Below are 20,846 nucleotides of genomic sequence, written 5' to 3' on the forward strand. Positions count from 1 at the left end.
TTCTTTCGCAATGGTTGATAAATCGACAGTTTTTGGCGTGTTTATTGTCTTTTTTATTTTTTTGATAGTGCTTTTTTGGAATTGAGCAGGGAATGGTCCGTCGGGTTGCGCCTATATGGAGTTTGCCTGATCTTGGTGTCAGGCATGGCAACGAGCGAGTGATGAACCGGATTTAAATGATGCTAACGGCGTTAGCATCAGGAACGCCCGCCCGCAATTCGTTTTATGCGAAGTAACCCCTTCTATATTTCCCAATTATTGGGAGCTTGCATCCCAGACTCGGCCAGAAGCCGTGCCATCTTTGCCGGGGTTAAATACCTCGACGGCCATAACTTGATAGGTGGGGTCATCGCTGGCGTCGAAGTTGTTCATGTTCGGAATAATCCAGCCGGTATCGGCCCAGGCTTTAACGTGATCGGCAAAATTAATTTCGTAATCTTGGCCAAGCTCTCGTTGTTGGCTTGGTTTGCTCCAGTACTGATAAAAGGTAGAGGTACTATTGATGGATGGTTGTTGCGTGCGCAAGGATCGGTAGGTCGAGTATTCAACGCCATTGCTCACAAACGTTTTACCAAATGAGCCATCTCGGCTGGGGTCGTAGGTCCATCGTTGTAGGATGTAGTACTCCACTAGGTGTGCAGGGTTTGAGGTGGGCATGTTTTTGTCGTACCCCCAACCATACAAGGTAATATAGGTTGCGCCGCTGTCTTCATTGAAGCGGTAGCCGATAACTCTGTTTTTCTTGCCGGAATGCCATCCGGGGCCGCCGACATAGTTATAGCCACCGCCCTCCCAGCTAACACTGAAATCGCCTTCTGTATCCAGAGCTAAGGAGGTTGAGCCGCCGTCTTTCCAGTGTGTAAAGAACAAATCACCAACATGACCGGTCGCATGATTTTGAGTGAGCACGGTGTTGCTGGTGTAGGCCTGCGTATAAGCCTGATACTTTTCAATACTGCTTACGGTCTGTGCTTTTACGTCACTTTCCGCTTTCGAGCGCTGCTGCTCTTGAGCGCAGCTCATTAGGCCGACCGTGATGAGTAGAATAGATGCATTTTTACTAAAGTAGTTTTTCAAACGGGTTTCCTCTCTAAGGCGTGCACGACAAGCACTTACAATACTTATAAATAGAGTAAAGCCGCTAATGACTTTAATTCCAGCACTGGGCAGGAGAGCGAACAACTGAAGAGCCCAATTAGTCAGGGGGACGCTTTAGTATGGCGAGCGGCCCGCAAATCGTATTAGCGCGGTGTGTTTTTGATAGCGACTTCTTTGGCGAGGTTTACCCTTGCGGCGAGGTAGTCGTTACCGCCGTGGTCGGGGTGTAGCTTTTGCATAAGTCGGCGATGAGCTGTTTTGATCTCTTTGTGGGTGACCTCTTCTGGAGGGAGGTTATCTAGCCCGAGAATCTGTAGCGATTCTTTAAAGGATGGGTCGCCGACTGTTGCAAACTCTTGGCGGTTGCTATGTTGTTGGTTTTGCGCTCCGTTAGCGCCTTGCAGGCGTTGGCGTAACACACGCACTAGGTAGAGGCTGCGTTTGTCTTTGTCGCGATAGAAGTCCTCAAGCTCGATAAATTGTGCGTCGGTAAGTTCGGCAAATGGTGTGCCCTTGTGTGGGCCGTCGATAATTTCGCCGCTAATACTGGAGTTTTTTAAATCCAAGACTAGGCGTAAATAAGGCGTGGTAAATACCGGGTTGCCGAAGGGTTGTTGTTTGAGTATCCCCAAAAACGGCATAAATCGAGCGAAGTTTTGCAAGCCAAATTTGGCCACACCTACCAGCATGGCAAGAACGCCACCTAACCAATGCATACGCCCGGTTACTACCGCTAGCAGGGTAACGAAAATAACCGCGCCGATAGCTAGCTTTACCAACCACTGTTTGCGTTGCTCGTTGGGTAGGCGTCGATATTTGGCGAGCAGCCAAAATACAAAACCGATAACGACTAAAGCGAGAAGTAGGCGTGGGATCATAATAGTTTTAGTTGTACACCCAAAGGTTTTAGAAATTTAGCTTCTTGTTCTAGTCCGGTTTGGGTTAGTGGGTGATTGCTTAACCATTCGGGATCTAGACATAATTGGTACTGACTATCATCGACCGTAATACTGGGAAGAATATCCGCATCGTCGCGCCGACGGTGGAGGATGTTTGCAATGCGCAAACAAAACAAAAGTGGCAAAAACGATTTTAGCGCATCGGCATCCATGCCGTCGAAGCGGGTATCGGATATTTTTTTTCTATGGCTGCGGGTAAGTGCGGCCATTATATATTGTTCGTAGCGGCCGAAGCCGGCGAGATCTGAGTAGCGTAAAATATAGTAGCTGTGATGATGGTAGTTTGAGTGAGAAATACTTAAACCAATTTCGTGTAAACGTGCCGCCCAGGACAAAATTTTTGAACGCGAAACGCCAGCGAGTAATGGCAGGTCGGGCATTTGCAACCAAAGGTGCATGGCGGTTTTTGCGACGCGGCCACCGTGTACTGTATCAATACCATAGCGCTCTTCTAATTTGCGCACTGTGGTAAAGCGCATATCGTGATCACTAAAGCGCCCAATAGTGTCGTAAATTAGGCCTTCTTTTAGGGTGGCGTCGGCAACGTGAATTTTTTCGAGTTTGAGTTGGTCAAAAATAGCTTGCAGAATTGCCAGTCCAGCAGGTAAAACATCGCGGCGCAATTGCGCAGTATTGGGCGCATTTAGCTTGCCGTTGGCAATGGTATCGTCAATCAGCGTGTTAAGTGCTGCTTTTGTGATTACCGCACCGCCATCGTTGTCTTGTAATAGTTCTGCAATCGCTTTCATCGTGCCTGATGTGCCGTAACTTACTTGCCAGCCGGTGTTAAGGTAGTTGCGTCGAATTTCTTCAAGTTCGCCACAGGCGGCCATATAAGCACGACGCATATTGCGGGCTGATAATTTATCGGGGCTTAGATCAAAGTTTGCGGTGTAGGTGACGCAGCCTAAGCTCAGGCTTTCCATACAAAAAGTGTCATAAGATTTACCGATAATAAATTCGGTACTGCCGCCGCCAATATCAACAACTAAACGTTGATCGTGATCATTCACTACGGTGTTGGCGAGGCCGTTGTAAACTAAGCGGGCTTCTTCATAGCCAGAAATAATTTGAATGGGGGCGCCGAGCGCTTTTTCGGCGGCTTTCAAAAAAGCCTTTGAGTTGCGAGCGGTTCGCAGGGTTTTGGTACCAACGGCGCGAACCTGAGCTTCGGGAATATCGCGCAAGCGTTCGGCGAAGCGATTAAGACAATCCAGTGCACGGGTTTGGGTCTCGGCATCGAGGGTTGCCGAATCTTTTAGTCCGCGCGCAATTTGCACCATTTCTTTTACTCGGTCTACGATTTCAATTCGGTCGTCATTGAAACGCACGATCAGCATATGAAAGCTGTTGGAACCAAGATCGACTGCGGCGAAGTAGGGTGATGCAAATTGGGTCATTGGAGGCCCCTAGGTTGTGGCTGCTATGAATGGTGACGGCTTAGCGAGTTGAGAATTATAACTTTAATTAATACCCTAATCAGGTTTTGCTTGGATTAATTACCGTTGCTTCCTGTTTAATCACCGAAACATCCGAGTTAAATATAAACATGCTTTTACTCTTATTGAGGAATATAGATGCCTAGTACCGAAAAAGAAGCCTACGGATTGAAGATATTGACTAATAATCATCCAGATATCCGGCGATTACGACGGCAGACGGGTACACCCAATATTCACGGCAATAAATTTTGGAAGTCGACATTGGTCTTGATGGACTATTTGTGCGAATTTCCGCCGCCAAAGGCCGGTAAGGATAAGCCGCTGAGGGTGCTAGAAATTGGCTGCGGCTGGGGTTTGGCAGGAATATATTGCGCCAAGGAATTCGGTGCGGAATTAACATCGTTAGATGCTGACGATTCTGTATTCCCGTATTTAGAGCACCATGCGGCATTAAATGGTGTAAAGGTCACCACCTGGAAATGCCGATACGAGAAGATACGTAAAGTCGATTTGGAAAATTTTGATGTAATGATTGGGGCCGATATTTGCTTTTGGGACGAGATGGTTGCACCTTTGTATAACTTAACCCGCCGTGCTGCGCAGGCCGGTGTAAGGGTAGTGATGACCGACCCTGGGCGACCAACTTTCTCGGCTATGGCTTCGCAGTGCGAAGCAAAATTAGCTGCATTACACGAAGCTTGGTCGGTGCCGCCGCCGTATAATACTTCGGGTTTTGTTATGGATTATGACCCAATGGGGCAGTGAGTTGATATTGACTTCACTTAACCCTAACGCTTTCAATTGACGTCGAGGTTGCTATGGACTTATTTCAAAAAATGAATCAACGCATGGCAGATAAGCTGCAGATTCCCGCGGCAGAGGATTGTTTGCCGGGGAGGGCCGATGCAATCGCAACAGCCCCTAAGCATCATGTTTTAGAGACGGATCTAAAGCCGCCATTCGCCCCACAGCTGCAAACAGTCATTGTCGGCATGGGTTGCTTTTGGGGGGCAGAAAAACGCTTCTGGAGTGTCCCTGGAGTTGCCGTGACGGCCGTAGGCTATTGTGGGGGTATCACGCCAAATCCGACGTACGAGGAAGTTTGTTCGGGTAAAACGGGCCACAATGAAGTGGTGTTGATCGCTTTTGACCCTGCCGTTTTGTCTCTAGAGGCGTTATTCGCGCTGTTTTGGGAATCGCATAATCCTACTCAGGGGATGCGTCAGGGCAATGATGTGGGAACCCAGTACCGTTCGGGAATCTACTTAACGGATGCCGCACAAATGGAGCCCGCGCAAGCAAGTAAACAGCGCTACCAGCAACAGCTAAGCGCTGCTGGTGAAGGTGATATAACCACCGAGATCTGTATGGCTGGGGAGTTTTATTATGCCGAGGCTTACCATCAGCAATATTTGTCTAAAAACCCAAATGGTTATTGCGGGCTTGGTGGCACCGGCGTGTGCTACTAAGGCTGTCGGTTAGACGAAATGTCGTCTGGCACTTGCAATGAGTCCTGTGCGCTATCGCTGTTGTCCTGCTGTTCGCGCAACCCCTCCCAAAGCGCTTTTTTCTCCGCGCTACTAACTTCCACTACTGTTTCGCGCGAGCTGCGGCCGTGACAAACTTGGTTGCGACCCGTGGTTTTCGCTCGGTACAGGTGGTTGTCTACACGTTCAACAAAGCTTTGGCTGGATTCTGGTTGGTGGTTATGGAAGGTGTCGACGCCTAGGCTGGCGGTAATCTGTAAGGTCTTCCCCTGCCATTCTATTGCCGAGCGTTCGATCGATTCGCGCAGCCGCTCGGCCACTTGGGTGGCGATTAACAGCGGTGTTGAAGGCAAGATAATGGCAAATTCTTCACCGCCATAGCGGCAGGGGATATCCAGTCTTCGCGTGGAGTGTTTGATTAAAGTGGCGAGGTGCCGCAGCGCCTCGTCACCGGCAACATGTCCGTAGCTGTCGTTAAACCGTTTAAAGTGATCAACGTCGAGCATGATAAGTGTGGTCGGCTGGCCGCTGCGCAAGGTGCGTTCAATTTCTTGCTCGAGGGTGTTCCAGAAGTGGCGACTGTTGAACAGCGTTGTCAGTTCGTCGGTACGAACCTCACTGTTCAGCCTGTCCAGCTGCAATTGCAGCTCGTTGACCTCATTATAAATAGGACAAAGTTCTGGCCCCTGCGGACATGGGTGATCGTTATTATTCTTGTCGCTCATCCCGTTAGCTGCTCGTATATTGTGTTGGCTGTTTAAGTCGGCTGAGTTTGCGCGCTACGACTATCGGCTGGTTTAGGAGAGCCGTTGTTTAAAGTCTTGGTAGCCAAAATTCTTAACCACGCGCACCTCGTTGCTATCGCTGTTGTAGATCGCAATCGACGGCAGGTTGATGCCGTTGAAGGTTGTATTCTTAACCATTGTGTAAATTGCCATATCTTCGAACATGAGCCTTTGTCCTGCGGCAAGCGGGGCATCAAAACTATAGTCGCCGATCACGTCACCGGCGAGACAGCTGGGGCCGCCCAAGCGGATAGTTGCTTCTTTTTCACCCGGCTCTCCGGCACCGGTAATCCGCGGCCGATAGGGCATTTCTAATACATCAGGCATATGGCAGGTGGCCGATGTATCTAGAATAGCCAAGTCCATACGGTTGTGCAGGGTGTCGAGTACTTCTGCAACAAACACGCCGGTATTGAGCGCGATGGCTTCACCAGGCTCAATGTAAACCTGAACGTCATATTTGACACTAAACGCACGGATTCGCTCGATCAAACCATCAACATCATAGTCGGCACGGGTAATGTGGTGGCCACCGCCAAAGTTTACCCATTTCAGCGAGCCTAAAAGATGTCCAAACTTGGCCTCTACGGCATCTAGCGTGCGCGCAAGTGGTGCGAAATTTTGTTCGCAGAGGGTGTGAAAATGTATTCCACTTATTCCCGTCAAGTCGACGCCATCTAGTTGTTTGGCGGGGATGCCCATTCGCGAGCAGGGCGCGCATGGGTCGTACATGGGCGTTTCCCCTTCGGAGTGCTCGGGGTTGATACGCAAACCAAGTTCCAGCGTTCTGCTTTTGTTTGATTGTTGCTCTTGGCCAGAAGAGCGAACCCGCTGTAGCTCTAGGGCACGGGTTCGGTATTTATTCCATTGGTTGACGGAGTTAAAGACTAGGTGGTCAGACAGCCCGGCAATCTCGTCGAATTCTTCTGGGCGAAAAGCGGCCGCATAGGTGTGTACCTCGCGGTTAAATTCTTCGCGTCCAAGTTTGGCTTCGTTTAACCCGCTGGCGCAAACACCGTTGAGGTAGCGCATGACCAGCGGGGCGAGCGAAAACATCGAGAAGGCTTTTAAAGCGAGCAGGACTTTCGCCCCGCTCTCATTTTGCACGCGCGCCAATATTTGCAGGTTTTTTTCGACGGCAACTTCGTCCACAACATAGCAGGGGCTCGGCACCGAATAGGGGTCGAAATTACCGAAGCTCTGTTGGTGCGGGTGAAATAGCGGGGGCGATTGGCTCATTAAACACTCAACCCTGTGTTGTCCAGCTCTACTACCGTCCAAGGTAGGCCATATTTGTTTAGGTCTTCCATAAAGGGGTCTGGATCAAACTGTTCCATATTCCACACGCCAGCGGCTTTCCACTTGCCTTCCAATACCATCTTCGCGCCAATCATGGCTGGTACACCCGTGGTGTAGGAAATAGCCTGAGATTGAACCTCGGCGTAGCAGGCTTCATGGTCGCAAATATTGTAGATGTAGACGATTTTTTCTTTGCCGTCTTTAATGCCTTTTGCGACACAGCCAATACAGGTGCGGCCCTTGGTGAGTGGGCCAAGGCTAGATGGGTCTGGCAGTACCGATTTTAAAAACTGCAGTGGCACAACTTCTACGCCGTTATACATTACCGGTTCAATTCCCGTCATGCCGACGTTTTGCAGTACTTGCAAATGATTCAAGTAGTTTTGCGAAAAGGTCATCCAAAAGCGAGCACGTTTAATTTCAGGGAAGTGCTTGGTAATGGATTCCAATTCTTCGTGGTACATCAAGTAAATATCTTTTGCACCTATGCCTTCTGGGAAGTCGTAGCTGTCTTTTACGGTCAGCGGGTCGGTTTCACACCACTGGCCATTCTCCCAATAGCGGCCCTTGGCGGTCACTTCACGAATGTTGATTTCGGGGTTGAAGTTTGTGGCAAAGGGTTGGCCGTGATCGCCGGCATTACAGTCGATAATATCCAGCTCGTGAATTTCATCGAGATAGTGCTTTTTGATATAGGCGGTGTAAACGTTAGTTACGCCTGGGTCAAAGCCGCTGCCGAGCAATGCCATAATACCGGCTTGCTTGAATTTATCTTGGTAGGCCCACTGCCAGGAATATTCGAACTTGGCTTCGTTTGGTGGCTCGTAATTTGCGGTGTCTAGGTAATCGATCTTCGCCGCTAAGCAGGCATCCATTATTGGCAGATCTTGATAGGGCAGTGCCACGTTAATCACTAGGTCGGGCTTTTCGGCTTGTAAAAAAGCGGTAAGTGCCGGAACGTCGTCGGCATTAATTTGTGCTGTGCGAATAGGACGTGAAAGCTGTGCTGCAATCGCCTTACATTTTGATTCCGTGCGGCTAGCGAGGATGATTTCATCGAATACATCAACAAGCTGTGCACATTTGTGCGTGACCACACCGCCAACGCCGCCGGCGCCAATAATTAAAACTTTACTCATGGATTTGTCTCCCAATTAACTAAAGGGCGCGATAAGCGCAACCCTTTAGAAAAATAGATGTGGTTAAAAATAAGTGAAATTAGGTTATTTTTCGTAGTAGGTGTAGCCGAGCATACTTTCAGAGAAGGCCTTCATAATCTCTTGGCGTTCGACTGCTGTGATGTTGCCATCGCGCACCGACGCTTCTGCAATTTTACGGAAGCGCTCTTTTAGCAGGTTGGGTTGATACTCTACGTAACTCAGTACATCACCAATGCTATCGCCTTCGATTTCATCAGCAAAATCATAGGTGCCATCGGCGTGCATTCTCACGCTGACTACGTTGGTATCACCAAATAGGTTATGCAGATCGCCAAGCGTTTCTTGGTAAGCACCAACCAGAAATACACCAATATAATATTCTTCGCCCTCTACTAATGGGTGGAGGGGAATGGTGGTTTTGGTACTGTGCATATTGGTAAAACGATCGATCTTGCCATCACAATCGCAGGTAATGTCGGCAATAATAGCTTCGCGTGTTGGCTGTTCGGTAAGCCGGTGAATTGGCGCGATAGGGAATATTTGATCGATCGCCCAAACATCGGGCAGCGACTGAAAGAGACTGAAATTACAGTAGTAAATATCTGACAATAGTTCGCGCAGTTTATCCAGTTCTTGGAACTCTCGCGGCGCTGTATCGGATACTTGTAGTACCCGCTGCATAATTAACAAAAATAAATTTTCGGCGGTAGAACGCGAACGCAAACCAAATTGACCGCGCTTAAATAGCTCACGAACTTCATCGCGGTAATAGACCGCGTCGTTGTAGCATTCCTGTAAGTTTTTAAGTGTCACATTCCTCAGTGTATAAAACAGGTTGCGAATCAGCTGGTGCTCGCTTTCGCCTTTGTCTTCCGGCACTACGCTTGGGGTATAGTTAGTTACGTCGAGCACGTTAAAAAGCAGTACCGATGAATAGGCAATGGTCGCACGACCCGATTCGGTGACGATTACCGGGTGATCGATGCCTTCTAGGTCGAGGGTGTTCATTACTACATCGACGATGTCTGTGCAGTATTCGTCGAGGGTGTAGTTCTTGGAATGAACGTAGTTGGTTTTACTACCATCGTAATCCACAGCCAAGCCGCCACCGAGATCGATGTATTGCATGTTGGCACCTTCGCGGACTAAATCGATATAGACGTGACAGGCTTCAGTAACACCCGCACGAATATCGCGAATGTTGGGGATTTGTGAACCCAAGTGATAGTGCAAAAGCTGCAGGCAGTCGAGCATGTCTTCGGCTTTGAGGGTGTCGATCATTTCTACAACTTGAGCGATTGATAGACCGAAAATGCTGCGGTCACCACTGGTGGCGTTCCAGTGTCCACCGACGACAGAAGCGAGTTTGACTCGAACCCCGATCAGCGGCTTGATCTTTAGTGCGCGACTGCGAGCCAGAATAATCGGCAATTCGGTTGGCGTTTCAATCACAAACACGCACTTATAGCCCATTTTGCAGGCGTGCAGGCCGAGGTCGATAAACTCTTGATCTTTGTAGCCATTGCAGACGATAAGCGCTTCGCGTGACTCAAGATGGGCAAGGGCGATAATCAGCTCGGGTTTAGATCCAGCCTCCAAGCCGTGACCATATTGCGCGCCTACTTTGGCAATCTCTTCGATTACATGGCACTGCTGGTTCACTTTGATGGGGAATACACCGCGATACTTGCCTTTATAGCCACAGCTAGCGATAGCATTATTAAAAGCGCCGTTTAGGCGCCCGATTTGTTGTTCGAGCAGATCTTCGAAACGCACCAATACCGGTACGTCCATTCCACGTTCTTTAATATCTTGAACAATATTCAGCAGGGGAACTTCGGATTTATGCCCGTTGTTCTCCGATGTGACTGTTAATAAGCCATCTTGCGACACGCTAAAATAGCCCACGCCCCAGTCGTTAACGCCGTAGAGTTCAGCTGATCGGTCGGCGCTCCAGCTTTGGTGCAAAATCTTGTTCAATATAGTAATGCTCGCTAATCAAAAGGTTGTACTAAAAATCCGCCCAAAATACTTAAAAATCAGGCACTTATGTGGTTTGTGCGCAAGTTGCTTCGGCCCCTAAACTAGCGGGAATAGCCAGCCGTTTCTCCTGCTGAAATCAGCGGTGAAATCGACCAGTAGACTAGGGGGAACTTATGGCGCAACGACGGCGCGAACTATCGCAGATTTGAAAGTAAATTTCTAGGGTTCAGCCGTAAGGTTTGAAGGCTAAAAGTGGCGCTGAAATCATGCTGTAATGTAAAGGGGAATAGGAAGCTTGTGAGCCTAGGAGGGCGTAAGCTTAGGGTATGCTCGTTTGATGACAGTTTTGTGTGACACGGGCTGCTTGTTATGGTTGCTGCTACTCCACAGTACGGTGGGGAGTGTGAGTGGTTAGGCAATCAAGAATTGGTTCGGGCCCGCCGGGAAACAGCGCCGACAGGCCCGGAAAAGGTAGCTTAGGTGTTTAGTGTCGAACGTCGCGACGCTTGTCGGTACTTTCTTTGACTTTACGCTCGGCTACCGCAAAGGCTTCTTTAACCGCCAAGTGGACGGAGGAGTTGTCTTGGGTAACGGTGAGAGGCACGCCTTTAAGGCCAATCTCTATCGAGGCGCGGAACAGTTTACCTTTGTGCTTATGTTTGTGAGGGCTTTCTAGCACGACTCGGCTATGCATAATAGCATCGGAAAAACGGTGCAATTTTTCTACTTTTTTCTGGATGATGTCGTTTAGTGCAGGTGACGCGTCAAAGTCACGGTATACAACGTCTGCATAAGACTTCATAGATTAACCTCCATTAAAAATATTGGTTTAAATAGAACGTCGTGGTGTAAATTTCTCGCCGAGAACTCACGCTTTAATAATGGCGGATAGCGAAAATATTACAACGACTTTTTAAGCATAATCATTTTACTTTTGCGAACCTCTGGGAATATTCAGCACTGTTAATGCTTTTGTAATCCCCTTACAGTCTTTGTCCGTATCTATATTTTATAGTTCAGAAGAAAAACGTTGTTTTGAAACGATAGTTAAAAAGAACCGCATTCTGGAGCCGTATAAAGTTTTTAAAACATGCGTGGAAATTGCCCCTTGGGAATCTATATATGCCTAGTCGAATAGTTTTTATAAATGGTGGAACAGGCTTTATAGGGAAAGCTCTATGCAGCGATTTTTTAAGTCGTCCTTGTGAAGATACGCATCAAACCACTGTTGGCAGTGGTACAAAGCTGTACGTGCAAACACGGCACCCCAATCAGCATCGTCATCAAAGCATTACGTTTGTTTCCAGTTATCAAAATCTTCCCGATGATGTTGTTCCCGATACGATTATTAACCTAGCCGGCGCGCCTATTGCAGAGGGGCGATGGACAGATCGACGCAAGCGTATTATTCGCAATAGCCGCGTTTTATTAACCGACAATCTTCTCAATTCTGTCATCCAGAAAGGCCATACACCGGAGGTTTTAATTAATGCATCGGCGGTTGGTTTTTACGGTAACTGTGGCGATTTTTGTGTAGATGAAGATCACTCGAAAGGCACTGGTTTTGCCGCCGACTTATGTGCCGATTGGGAAGCCAGCGCCCAAGGTTTTAATCGTTTGGGAACTAGGGTATGCATTTTGCGTATAGGTATAGTGTTGGGTCTTGGCGGCGGTGCGCTGGCAAAGTTGTTGCCGATTTTTAAGCTCGGCCTAGGGGGCCCGATTGGTGACGGTGAGCAGTGGTTTTCTTGGGTACATAAAACAGATCTGCTGCGTCTAATTACTACGATGTTAGGCAATGCTCGTTATAGCGGTGTGTATAACGCGACGGCGCCAAACCCCGTGAAACAGAAAGATTTTGCTAAGGCGTTAGGGCGAGAGCTAAGGCGGCCAGCTGTTTTGCCAACACCTAGCTGGCTGCTGACGGCGATCTACGGTGAGATGGCAAAGGAGTTGCTCGTAGAGGGGCAGCGGGTAATGCCTGTGAAGGCCGAGAAGGATGCCTTTAAGTTTGATTATCCACAGCTGGATCTAGCTTTACGCGATATTCTTCGTCACTGATAAAGCTGAGCTACTCCAGCGGCCTTTGATTAAAGTCCTCGCCGCCGAACCATAATTTTATGGCAGGTAATTGCTTTAAGGGCCGGTTAGGTCGCCATTAGGGAATGTTATTTTTGTCGCCATTAAAAGACGATTTGTCGGCACAAATAAAAAACATAAAATTTTTTAAAAATCCGCTTGAACTCCAAAAACTTATCCTCATATTAGTTGTGAGCTTGCTCTTCGAGGAGCTCCAGCAGCGAATGCTGTTGATATAGAATGGTCTGACCAATGTCGGTAGGCCAAACACATTATATTGCTCACAACACGAGGATATTACTATGCGTAATTTAGATTTTGCACCTCTTTATCGTTCCGCTATTGGCTTTGATCGTATGGCCGGTTTGCTGGATAACTTAACTCGGGCAGAGCAAACTCAGCCGAGTTACCCTCCCTATAATATTGAACTTACAGGGGAAGATCATTATAGAATCTCAATGGCAGTAGCCGGCTTCGAGGAGTCTGAAGTTGAGATCGAGGTAAAACAAAATAATTTGACCGTTACCGGCCACAAACAAAGTCGGGACGAGGGCAGGACTTTCCTTCATCAAGGTATCGCTGCGCGTAATTTTGAGCGCCGCTTTCAATTGGCTGACTATGTTCGAGTTGAAGATGCCAGTATGGTCAACGGTTTGTTGCATGTTAACTTGGTGCGCGAGATACCAGAGGCAATGAAACCTCGTACCATCGCAATTAATGCCTCGCCTTCCGCGCAATCTTCGCGGCTAACGCGAAGCGAAGAAAATCGTGTTGAAAGTAAGAGCGGCGCAAGCAATATTGATAGCGATTCGGTAAAGGTTGCTAATGATGCCGCTTAAATAGGTAGACAGCTTTGGGGGAAGCGTTTTCGGCTTAATTTTTGAGCCTCCCTGAGCGTTAAGACTACGACAGTTTAATAGGGCCCTAACGGGCCCTATTTTGTTTTACTAGGGGGTAAACAATTTGGCCCGCACCGTTGTTCGGTATTGGCTGGGGGTGGTGCCGTGTTTCTTTTTGAAGAGTTCGCTAAAGTGCGCGGTATCTTGATAGCCAACACGAAAAATTATTTCACTGAGCGATAGATTCGTCGTCTTTAAAAGATCTTTTGCGTTGTTCATGCGAATGTTTTGCAAGTAGGTCAGCGGCGTTGTACCAGTAGCATTTTTGAAGCGGCGGTTGAATGTACGTGTGCTCATGCCAAATTCTGCGGCCAAATCCTGCAGCTTTATTTCTTTTGCGTAATTGTCTTGTAGCCAGATTTGGGTTTGGACGATATCTTCGTCTGGGTGCGCGTTATTAGTGCCGATATTGGTTTCAATAAAGGTTCGTGAATCTTCAAAGCTACTGCGAATTTCGTGAAAAAAGTGACGTTCGACATGGCTAGCTATGTGTCGACTAAAATACCGCTGAATAAAATAAACGGTAAGGTCTGCAAGGGAGTTAACGCTGCCTGTGCAGTAAAGATTCCCGGCTTGGGTAATAAAGTGGTTGCGCTTTAATTGCACCTGCGGAAAGCGCTTTTGGAACTCATCAAAGTAATACCAGTGGGTGGTTGCCGGTTTGTTATGCAGCAGCCCAGCTTCGGCGAGAAACCAGCATCCAGTGCCAACGCCAGCCAATACACGACCGTTCTCATAATGCTCGATTAGCCAAGGCGCAACTTCTGGCAAGCGATTTACGATAGGTGCTGGATTGCGCCATAAAGCGGGCAGATACAGGATGTCGGCTAGGGGCGCATCGGCAATTGCGCAGTCGGCAGTAAGTACGATACCCGTGTGGGTCTTGACCGGCGCACCATCGACAGATACAAGCCGAATTACAGCGCCCTGTTGCCTTAGTCTTACCCCTTTAGTTCGTTTTGTGGCTACGCGCGCCAAACTTGATGCGGCCTGCAGCAATTCCATAGGTAGAGTTGCGCTTGTGGCGAGCATATTAGGGCAGAGCAGAAAATGAATGTTAAGCACTTAGTAGTCTCTTAAAGCTTGTTATCCGGTTGCCTGCAGAGCCGCTAGAGGCGGTTTTCGGCGCAGATCGGGCGAACCTCTTCTTCGCCAAATTAGCGCGGTGGAGCGGTATGTCGAGGTTCTAGCCGTATTTTGCCAAGTTTAGCGGTTTCGTGGCGTAATTGGCATGGTTTTGTGGCTAAGATGCCAGAGAATACTCCTGTAACAGACAATAAACTGTGGTTCTCTTAAATACCTTTCAAAGTCCTTGTTGCCCGTTCAGGGTGCTGTATTAGCGGAATTACCTTATGTCTTATTTGCCTCTTATTGTTGGCTTTGGCGGCTACAATGCGGCCGGCCGAAGTTCTGGTCATCAGTCTTACCAGCGTATGATTCTCGAAAGTTTGAGTGACGCGGATAGGGCGCAAACCTTGAATTCACTCGCGCAACTAATGGGTGTCCCCGATGCGCCTGAAGATACGGTAATTAAGGGAACATTGGTACGCCGGATTGGCTCCGAGTTCTTCGATGTAAACAAAGCGCCGGTCGGCAAAGAAGTCACGCTGAAGGCGTCAAAAGATTCTCCAAATAGCTTCATCATCGCCACCAAAGACCTTCCCGATTTTATTCCAGATACTTGGCAAATCGAGCCAGTGCACACAGAGAGTCGTTACAGTCGCGTGACTTTCAGTCAGGAAGAGAAACTGTTGCTTTCGGCGCAAACCACTATGCCTGTGCAGTCTGCTGGTCAGTTGCCGCAAGGATTCGACCCAGGCGCCCACTACCGTTCGCAGCATCATCCCCGCGGTTTGCAAATGTCCATTTTAGGTGCTTCGGATGCCGTTAAATCTGTAGGAATTGATTGGCAGACCATTGCTGACTCTGTGTCACCTGATGCTATTTCGGTATACAGCAGCAGTGTTATGAGCCAGCTTGATCAAAACGGCTTTGGCGGCATGATGGGCGCGCGGATGCGAGCCTGTCGTGCAACGTCGAAGCAGTTGGCTATGGGCTTGAACACAATGCCGGCGGACTTTATAAACGCCTATGTGCTTGGCAGCGTAGGGGCGACAGCCGGTGTTACCGGCGCCTGTGCAACGTTCCTCTATAATCTTCGTTTTGCGGTTGATGAAATCCGCAGCGGTCGTCGTAAAGTTGCGGTGGTTGGTGCGAGTGAGGCTCCGATTTTACCCGAAGTTATGGACGGCTACTCGGCTATGAGCGCCCTGGCCACCGATGCAGACTTGTTGAAGCTGGAAGGCTTACCCTCTGGGGTGTTGCCGGACCATCGTCGTGCGAGCCGTCCGTTTGGCCCGAATTGCGGGTTCACGCTCGCTGAATCCAGCCAGTATGTGGTGCTGATGGCCGATGATTTGGCCATGGAGCTGGGCGCGCAGGTATTTGGCGCTGTGCCGGGTGTGTATGTAAACGCCGATGGCTATAAGAAATCGATCTCCGCACCGGGGGCAGGTAATTACATCACCATGGCGAAAGCGGTTGCCCTGGGGCGCTCATTGCTTGGCGAAGATGCGATTAAACATCGTAGTTTTGTGCAGGCGCATGGTTCAAGTACGCCGCACAATCGCGTGACGGAGTCACGTATTTTTGATGAGGTGGCAAAGGGTTTTGGTATTCAGCATTGGCCGGTAGCCGCGGTTAAGGCTTATTTGGGGCATTCCCTCGGGCCTGCGAGTGGCGATCAAATGGCGGCGAGTTTAGGTGTTTTTGCCAAGGGCATTTTGCCCGGAATAAAAACGATTGATGCTGTTGCCGATGATATTTTTTCCAGCCGTTTAAATATATCCAATAAGGATAATGAGTTGGGCGTCGATAATGCTGCCGTTGCATTTCTGAACTCCAAGGGGTTCGGCGGCAATAATGCGACCGCAACGGTGCTGTCGCCGAATGTTGTTGCCGGGTATCTCGAAAAGCGTCACGGCAAGGCATCAATGTCCAGCTATCGCAACAAGCTGAGTCAAACCACTGAAAAATCGGCGGCGTATTTAGCTGAAGCCGATGCGGGCAATCTAAACCCTATCTACGATTTTGGCGCCGGGCTTATCGACGAAGACAAAATAAAAATAACCGCAGATGCGATCACAATTCCCGGCTATAGCAAACCTATAGCGCTGGGGGATAACGAGGGCTATTCCGACTTTTAAATGTCAATTTTTTCGACCTCGACTCGTTTTGCCACCGTTACTACCTATTAAGGTATTGCCGAAAGGAATAGTCTATGAAAGAAAAGCGCACCCTTGGAAAAGCGCAGTTGGGGGCACCTAAATTAAGCGGTGAAATTGGCGAGCGTTTACACGCGGTGCGCAAACAGCTGGGATTGTCTCAACGTGAACTTGCGCGCCGAGCCGACATTACTAATAGCTCTCTGTCGATGATTGAACAGGGCAAGGTCAGTCCTTCGGTCGCTTCTTTGGAAAAAATTCTTGCCGTCATTCCCATGAGTCTACAGGAGTTTTTTTCCGACGCTTTGGAGTTGGCTTCACCAATTCTCGCCCGCGATGATTTTGTCTGCACGGACAACGAAGGTATCTACAGTGAGGTTATGTCGTTGGCACAGGCAGGTCGGGAAGGTGTCTTTTTGGCGCGGAAGACTTTTAAAGCTGGCGCCAAAATAAATGCGGAATGGATGACTCATAAAGGTTTTATCGGCGGCATCGTTATTCGAGGGTCATTGGTCTTAAAACTGGATGGCGCGGAGTATGAACTTAAAGCCGGTGAAGGCTTCCATTTTTCTCTGCATCGCTCCCATAGCTATCGAAATCTCGGGCATGAAGAGTGCGAGATTATTTCCGTGTCATTTAGCGATCGTCGCGGTTAGTTGCCCCTGTCTAAAACCTAGATCTTGATCCATACTCTATGGTCAGAGAGGCTGGTTACGCCATTCGAAACAGTCGATTTGGTCAATGTATGATGGCTGCTGAATAGGGTAACGTGATTTCCCAGAACTGTTTACTGTCTTTGGGTTTCTTAGTGGGCATGGGTTCGATTCTTCAAAATAGGCCCGCTAGGTTAACCAAGATAAATACAATATTTAACTGCTAAAAATTAGCCCGAGGTCGGCGATGATTTTCGAAGGACAGGCATTTCAAGTTAAGGCGCTGGACGCAGGTTTGGTGCAAGTTACATTTGATTTAAAGGGCGAGTCGGTAAATAAATTTACCGGGGTCGCTTTGCGGGAGCTGGATCAGGTCGTCGGGTTGTTGGAGGCCAAATCGGATCTTCGCGGCGTGCTGATTACCAGCGGCAAAGAGGTTTTCATCGTCGGCGCTGACATTGCAGAGTTCGGCAATGTCTTTGCGAGTGGTGACCAAGGTGTCCGCGATTTTATTGGCGGTGTAAACCAGACCTTTAATCGTCTTGAGGATTTGGCTGTGCCCACCGTGGCGGCTATTAATGGATACTGCTTGGGTGGCGGTTTAGAGCTGTGTCTAGCGTGTGATTTCCGTCTTTTAAGTGAAAGCGCGAAGATCGGTTTGCCGGAAACCAAGCTGGGTATTATTCCAGGTTGGGGTGGCACGGTGCGGCTGTCGCGCTTGGCTGGCCTTGATGTGGCGATTGATTGGATTGCGTCGGGCAAGGAGCAGGCTGCCACTAAGGCGCTAAAGGCGGGCGTGGTTGATGGCGTGGTCGAAGCCTCGCAGTTATATGAAGCAGCGCTCGGTGTGTTAACCCGTGCCGCGGCTGGAGAGCTGGACTACGCTCAGCGCAAACAACAAAAACTCAGTCCGCTTGCGCACAACGACATTGAATCGCTGCTTGCATTTGAAAGCTCCAAAGCCTTTGTTAAGGCGCAAGCTGGTTATCATTATCCCGCGCCGGTAGCGGCTATTACCTCCATGCAAAACGGTGCCAAATTTGGTCGTGACCAAGCCTTAGTTGCCGAGGGCGACGCGTTTATCTCCGTCGCGCAAACGACAACAACAAAATCGCTTGTCGGTCTGTTCCTCAGCGATCAATACATCACCAAAAAATCTAAACTTCTCGCAAAAGCGGCTTTAAAACCTATTAAACAGGCGGCCGTTTTGGGGGCAGGGATTATGGGTGGTGGTATCGCCTATCAGTCCGCCTACAAGGGCACGGCAATAAAAATGAAAGATATTGCAGACGAAGGTTTAGCTCTCGGCGTGTCTGAGGCGACAAAGCTGCTAAATAAACGCGTTGAGCGTGGCCGTATGACCACGCTGGAAATGGCTCAAGTTCTCACTCGCATCGACCCTGTGCTTAGTTATGAAGGTTTCGATCGCGTCGATCTAGTTGTCGAGGCCGTGGTTGAAAACCCAAAGGTGAAGCAAGCTGTTCTTGCCGAAGTGGAAGGGCATTTGTCCGACGATGCGATTCTGTGTTCCAACACGTCGACTATCTCGATCAGTCTGTTGGCCGAGGCGCTGAAGCGGCCAGAAAATTTCTGTGGCATGCATTTCTTTAACCCTGTGCACGCCATGCCTTTGGTCGAAGTGATTCGTGGTAAGCAAACATCTGACGCGGCAGTTGCCGCTACCGTAGCCTACGCCAATCAGTTGGGTAAAAAGGCGATAGTCGTGAACGATTGCCCAGGATTTCTTGTTAATCGAGTACTTTTCCCTTATTTCGCAGGGTTTTCAATGTTGCTGCGCGACGGTGCAGATTTTCAGCAAGTCGATAAGGTTATGGAGCGTTGGGGGTGGCCGATGGGGCCAGCCTATTTAATGGATGTGGTTGGTATCGATACCGGCGTCCATGCTGAAGGGGTCATGGCGCAAGGCTTCCCTGAGCGAATGGGTAAGCATTTTACTGCACCTTCCGATCTGCTGTTTGCCGCAAAGCGCTTAGGTCAAAAGAATGGTCATGGCTTTTACGATTACGCTCCGGATAAACGTGGCAAACCGCAGAAAAACGCAACCCAGGTTAGCGTTGAGTTACTTGCCGCAGAATACGGCTCGCTAAAAACTTTTTCTGATGAAGAGATCATCGCGCGCATGATGGTGCCGATGGCAACCGAACTGGTGCGTTGTCTGGAGGAGGGCGTTGTCGCCACTGCTGCCGAAGCGGACATGGCCTTAGTCTACGGTTTAGGCTTTCCGCCCTTTAGAGGCGGTATCTTCCGCTGGTTAGACGAAGTTGGAATTCAGGCCTTTGTTGATATGGCCAAGCCCTTGGCTGAGTTGGGGCCTCTATATGCACCCACAGTCGACATGCTGGCCAAAGCTGCAGATGGCTCGTCCTATTACACAGCGCCTCGAGGTGACGAACAATGAGTATAAATCCACGCGATGCCGTTATTGTTGACTATGCTCGCAGCCCAATGGGCCGCTCCAAAAATGGTTGTTTCCGCAATCTTCGCGCCGATGATATGAGTGCGCTTTTGATTAACGCGTTACTAAAGCGCAACGAAGCCTTGGACCCTAAAACTATCGACGATTTGATTTGGGGTTGTGTCATGCAAAGGGATGAGCAGGGCTTCAATGTCGCGCGAAATATTTTGTTGCGCACTGGATTGCCGCATGAGATTCCCGCACAAACGGTTAATCGCTTGTGCGGTTCATCTATGTCGGCGTTACATATTGCTGCCGCCAATATTATGGCCGGTTTGGGTGACGTTTATCTGGTCGGCGGCGTTGAGCACATGGGGCATGTCGATATGAACCAGAGTGTTAATCCAAACCCCGCTTTGGGTTTGTCGGTTGCGCAAGCGGCTGGTTCGATGGGATTGACCGCTGAATATTTGGCGTTGTTGCATGGAATTAGCCGGGTGCAGATGGATGAGTTCGGGGTTCGATCTCACCAGCTAGCCGCTCAGGCTCGCGCTGCTGGCAAGTTTGATCGAGAGATTGTGCCGATGGTTGGTCACGACGCAGTTGGTGCGCCAGTCTTGATACGAGACGACGAGACGATTCGGCCGGAGACGACGCTTGAGGCTTTGTCTGCATTAAAGCCGGTGTTTAACCCTAAAGGTGGAAGTGTAACCGCCGGTACTTCGTCGCAGATTACTGACGGTGCATCGGCCATGCTCGTTATGTCGGCTCAGCGAGCTGCCGACCTAGGTTTAAAGCCCATCGCGAGAATCCGCGGTATGGCCTTGGCGGGCGTAGATCCATCTATTATGGGGTACGGCCCCGTCCCATCGACCCAAAAAGCGCTGACTAAGCTTGGCTTGACCATGGGCGATATTGACAAGGTCGAGTTAAATGAGGCGTTTGCAGCACAGGCTCTGCCTGTCTTGAAAGATTTGGAGTTGCTTGACGATATGGATACGAAAGTGAATCTATATGGCGGTGCGATTGCCCTCGGTCACCCATTTGGTTGTTCTGGAACCCGTATAACAGGCACTCTTTTAAGTGTTATGCAGGATACTGATGCAACATTAGGGGTGGCGACGATGTGTATTGGTTTAGGGCAGGGGATAACAACTGTAATCGAACGCTTGAATCCTTAGCCAACTACCTCTAGAATGCGCGCTCAATTCGAACAGAGCCTTGTTCGGGTTGAGTCCCCTTATAAGCAGTTGTTGAACCAGTCTCTTTACTGTGGCACAATTGCCCCCCTTCAAATGGGTGAGCAAAGTTTGTTTTATTGTTTTATCTAATTAAAACAATGGCTTGCGAAACTTTTTTGAT

17 protein-coding genes are annotated in these 20,846 nt (G+C 49.1%); 8 read left to right on the forward strand and 9 right to left on the reverse strand.

Annotated elements, in window-relative coordinates:
* Nucleotides 1-255: 255 nt before the first annotated feature.
* The 3 genes from IDZ20_RS09025 to IDZ20_RS09035 all read right to left on the reverse strand — a co-directional run bounded on the left by IDZ20_RS09025 (nucleotide 256) and on the right by IDZ20_RS09035 (nucleotide 3,457).
* Nucleotides 256-1,077, reverse strand: a complete 822-nt coding sequence (locus tag IDZ20_RS09025) for a glycoside hydrolase family 11 protein (protein WP_245792218.1) — start codon at nucleotides 1,075-1,077, stop codon at nucleotides 256-258.
* Between the two features lie 164 nt (nucleotides 1,078-1,241).
* Nucleotides 1,242-1,976 carry a J domain-containing protein gene (locus IDZ20_RS09030; RefSeq protein WP_188151107.1) on the reverse strand — a complete coding sequence of 245 codons (735 nt, stop codon included), beginning with the start codon at nucleotides 1,974-1,976 and terminating at the stop codon, nucleotides 1,242-1,244.
* Entirely contained in the window at nucleotides 1,973-3,457 is a 1,485-nt protein-coding gene (locus tag IDZ20_RS09035; RefSeq protein ID WP_188151108.1) for a Ppx/GppA phosphatase family protein, read from the reverse strand. Before IDZ20_RS09035 ends, IDZ20_RS09030 begins: the two co-directional genes overlap by 4 nt.
* 177 nt (nucleotides 3,458-3,634) lie before the next feature.
* Between IDZ20_RS09035 and IDZ20_RS09040 the strand changes: the two genes are divergently transcribed.
* Together IDZ20_RS09040 and msrA are read left to right on the forward strand one after the other, a co-directional pair.
* Nucleotides 3,635-4,264 carry a class I SAM-dependent methyltransferase gene (locus tag IDZ20_RS09040; RefSeq protein WP_188151109.1) on the forward strand — a complete coding sequence of 210 codons (630 nt, stop codon included), beginning with the start codon at nucleotides 3,635-3,637 and terminating at the stop codon, nucleotides 4,262-4,264.
* 53 nt (nucleotides 4,265-4,317) lie between these two features.
* Entirely contained in the window at nucleotides 4,318-4,968 is a 651-nt protein-coding gene (msrA, locus tag IDZ20_RS09045) for a peptide-methionine (S)-S-oxide reductase MsrA (RefSeq protein WP_188151110.1), read from the forward strand.
* On the opposite strand, the gene IDZ20_RS09050 is transcribed toward msrA, so the two are convergent.
* The 5 genes from IDZ20_RS09050 to IDZ20_RS09070 all read right to left on the reverse strand — a co-directional run bounded on the left by IDZ20_RS09050 (nucleotide 4,965) and on the right by IDZ20_RS09070 (nucleotide 11,015).
* Nucleotides 4,965-5,711, reverse strand: a complete 747-nt coding sequence (locus IDZ20_RS09050; protein ID WP_188151111.1) for a GGDEF domain-containing protein — start codon at nucleotides 5,709-5,711, stop codon at nucleotides 4,965-4,967. The genes msrA and IDZ20_RS09050 overlap by 4 nt on opposite strands.
* 72 nt (nucleotides 5,712-5,783) lie before the next feature.
* Nucleotides 5,784-7,010 carry a carboxynorspermidine decarboxylase gene (gene nspC, locus IDZ20_RS09055; RefSeq protein WP_188151112.1) on the reverse strand — a complete coding sequence of 409 codons (1,227 nt, stop codon included), beginning with the start codon at nucleotides 7,008-7,010 and terminating at the stop codon, nucleotides 5,784-5,786.
* Complete coding sequence (locus tag IDZ20_RS09060; RefSeq protein WP_188151113.1) at nucleotides 7,010-8,209, reverse strand: saccharopine dehydrogenase family protein; 1,200 nt, start codon at nucleotides 8,207-8,209, stop codon at nucleotides 7,010-7,012. Before IDZ20_RS09060 ends, nspC begins: the two co-directional genes overlap by 1 nt.
* A gap of 84 nt (nucleotides 8,210-8,293) precedes the next feature.
* Nucleotides 8,294-10,210 (reverse strand): biosynthetic arginine decarboxylase, encoded by a 1,917-nt coding sequence (gene speA / locus IDZ20_RS09065; RefSeq protein ID WP_188151114.1) that lies wholly within the window; start codon nucleotides 10,208-10,210, stop codon nucleotides 8,294-8,296.
* Nucleotides 10,211-10,697: 487 nt separating this feature from the next.
* Nucleotides 10,698-11,015 carry an HPF/RaiA family ribosome-associated protein gene (locus tag IDZ20_RS09070; RefSeq protein ID WP_188151115.1) on the reverse strand — a complete coding sequence of 106 codons (318 nt, stop codon included), beginning with the start codon at nucleotides 11,013-11,015 and terminating at the stop codon, nucleotides 10,698-10,700.
* A gap of 320 nt (nucleotides 11,016-11,335) precedes the next feature.
* Here IDZ20_RS09070 and IDZ20_RS09075 point away from each other — a divergent pair, with 320 nt between their 5' ends.
* Both IDZ20_RS09075 and IDZ20_RS09080 read left to right on the forward strand, forming a co-directional pair.
* Nucleotides 11,336-12,274 carry a TIGR01777 family oxidoreductase gene (locus IDZ20_RS09075; RefSeq protein WP_188151116.1) on the forward strand — a complete coding sequence of 313 codons (939 nt, stop codon included), beginning with the start codon at nucleotides 11,336-11,338 and terminating at the stop codon, nucleotides 12,272-12,274.
* A 320-nt stretch (nucleotides 12,275-12,594) separates the two neighbouring features.
* Nucleotides 12,595-13,131: an Hsp20 family protein gene (locus IDZ20_RS09080; protein WP_188151117.1), complete on the forward strand. Its 537-nt coding sequence runs from the start codon at nucleotides 12,595-12,597 to the stop codon at nucleotides 13,129-13,131.
* Between the two features lie 108 nt (nucleotides 13,132-13,239).
* Here the strand turns inward: IDZ20_RS09080 and IDZ20_RS09085 are convergent, their stop codons facing one another.
* Entirely contained in the window at nucleotides 13,240-14,256 is a 1,017-nt protein-coding gene (locus tag IDZ20_RS09085; RefSeq protein ID WP_188151118.1) for a GlxA family transcriptional regulator, read from the reverse strand.
* A 287-nt stretch (nucleotides 14,257-14,543) separates the two neighbouring features.
* Between IDZ20_RS09085 and IDZ20_RS09090 the strand changes: the two genes are divergently transcribed.
* From IDZ20_RS09090 to fadA, 4 genes are all read left to right on the forward strand, one after another.
* Nucleotides 14,544-16,397 (forward strand): beta-ketoacyl synthase, encoded by a 1,854-nt coding sequence (locus IDZ20_RS09090; protein ID WP_188151119.1) that lies wholly within the window; start codon nucleotides 14,544-14,546, stop codon nucleotides 16,395-16,397.
* Between the two features lie 74 nt (nucleotides 16,398-16,471).
* Entirely contained in the window at nucleotides 16,472-17,071 is a 600-nt protein-coding gene (locus tag IDZ20_RS09095; protein ID WP_188151120.1) for a helix-turn-helix domain-containing protein, read from the forward strand.
* A 244-nt stretch (nucleotides 17,072-17,315) separates the two neighbouring features.
* Nucleotides 17,316-19,487 carry a fatty acid oxidation complex subunit alpha FadB gene (gene fadB, locus IDZ20_RS09100; RefSeq protein WP_188151121.1) on the forward strand — a complete coding sequence of 724 codons (2,172 nt, stop codon included), beginning with the start codon at nucleotides 17,316-17,318 and terminating at the stop codon, nucleotides 19,485-19,487.
* Complete coding sequence (gene fadA / locus IDZ20_RS09105; protein WP_188151122.1) at nucleotides 19,484-20,665, forward strand: acetyl-CoA C-acyltransferase FadA; 1,182 nt, start codon at nucleotides 19,484-19,486, stop codon at nucleotides 20,663-20,665. Before fadB ends, fadA begins: the two co-directional genes overlap by 4 nt.
* Nucleotides 20,666-20,846: the final 181 nt, after the last annotated feature.

Origin of the sequence: Teredinibacter waterburyi (genome assembly GCF_001922985.1) — a bacterium.
GTDB classification, from domain to species: Bacteria; Pseudomonadota; Gammaproteobacteria; order Pseudomonadales; family Cellvibrionaceae; genus Teredinibacter; species Teredinibacter waterburyi.

Excerpts from the sequence above, each read along its gene's own strand:
- IDZ20_RS09030 (WP_188151107.1), bottom strand. The coding sequence starts at position 1,976 with ATGATCCCACGCCTACTTCTCGCTTTAGTCGTTATCGGTTTTGTATTT.
- IDZ20_RS09035 (WP_188151108.1), bottom strand. The coding sequence starts at position 3,457 with ATGACCCAATTTGCATCACCCTACTTCGCCGCAGTCGATCTTGGTTCC.
- IDZ20_RS09040 (WP_188151109.1), top strand. The coding sequence starts at position 3,635 with ATGCCTAGTACCGAAAAAGAAGCCTACGGATTGAAGATATTGACTAAT.
- msrA (WP_188151110.1), top strand. The coding sequence starts at position 4,318 with ATGGACTTATTTCAAAAAATGAATCAACGCATGGCAGATAAGCTGCAG.
- IDZ20_RS09050 (WP_188151111.1), bottom strand. The coding sequence starts at position 5,711 with ATGAGCGACAAGAATAATAACGATCACCCATGTCCGCAGGGGCCAGAA.
- nspC (WP_188151112.1), bottom strand. The coding sequence starts at position 7,010 with ATGAGCCAATCGCCCCCGCTATTTCACCCGCACCAACAGAGCTTCGGT.
- IDZ20_RS09060 (WP_188151113.1), bottom strand. The coding sequence starts at position 8,209 with ATGAGTAAAGTTTTAATTATTGGCGCCGGCGGCGTTGGCGGTGTGGTC.
- IDZ20_RS09070 (WP_188151115.1), bottom strand. The coding sequence starts at position 11,015 with ATGAAGTCTTATGCAGACGTTGTATACCGTGACTTTGACGCGTCACCT.
- IDZ20_RS09075 (WP_188151116.1), top strand. The coding sequence starts at position 11,336 with ATGCCTAGTCGAATAGTTTTTATAAATGGTGGAACAGGCTTTATAGGG.
- IDZ20_RS09080 (WP_188151117.1), top strand. The coding sequence starts at position 12,595 with ATGCGTAATTTAGATTTTGCACCTCTTTATCGTTCCGCTATTGGCTTT.
- IDZ20_RS09090 (WP_188151119.1), top strand. The coding sequence starts at position 14,544 with ATGTCTTATTTGCCTCTTATTGTTGGCTTTGGCGGCTACAATGCGGCC.
- IDZ20_RS09095 (WP_188151120.1), top strand. The coding sequence starts at position 16,472 with ATGAAAGAAAAGCGCACCCTTGGAAAAGCGCAGTTGGGGGCACCTAAA.
- fadB (WP_188151121.1), top strand. The coding sequence starts at position 17,316 with ATGATTTTCGAAGGACAGGCATTTCAAGTTAAGGCGCTGGACGCAGGT.
- fadA (WP_188151122.1), top strand. The coding sequence starts at position 19,484 with ATGAGTATAAATCCACGCGATGCCGTTATTGTTGACTATGCTCGCAGC.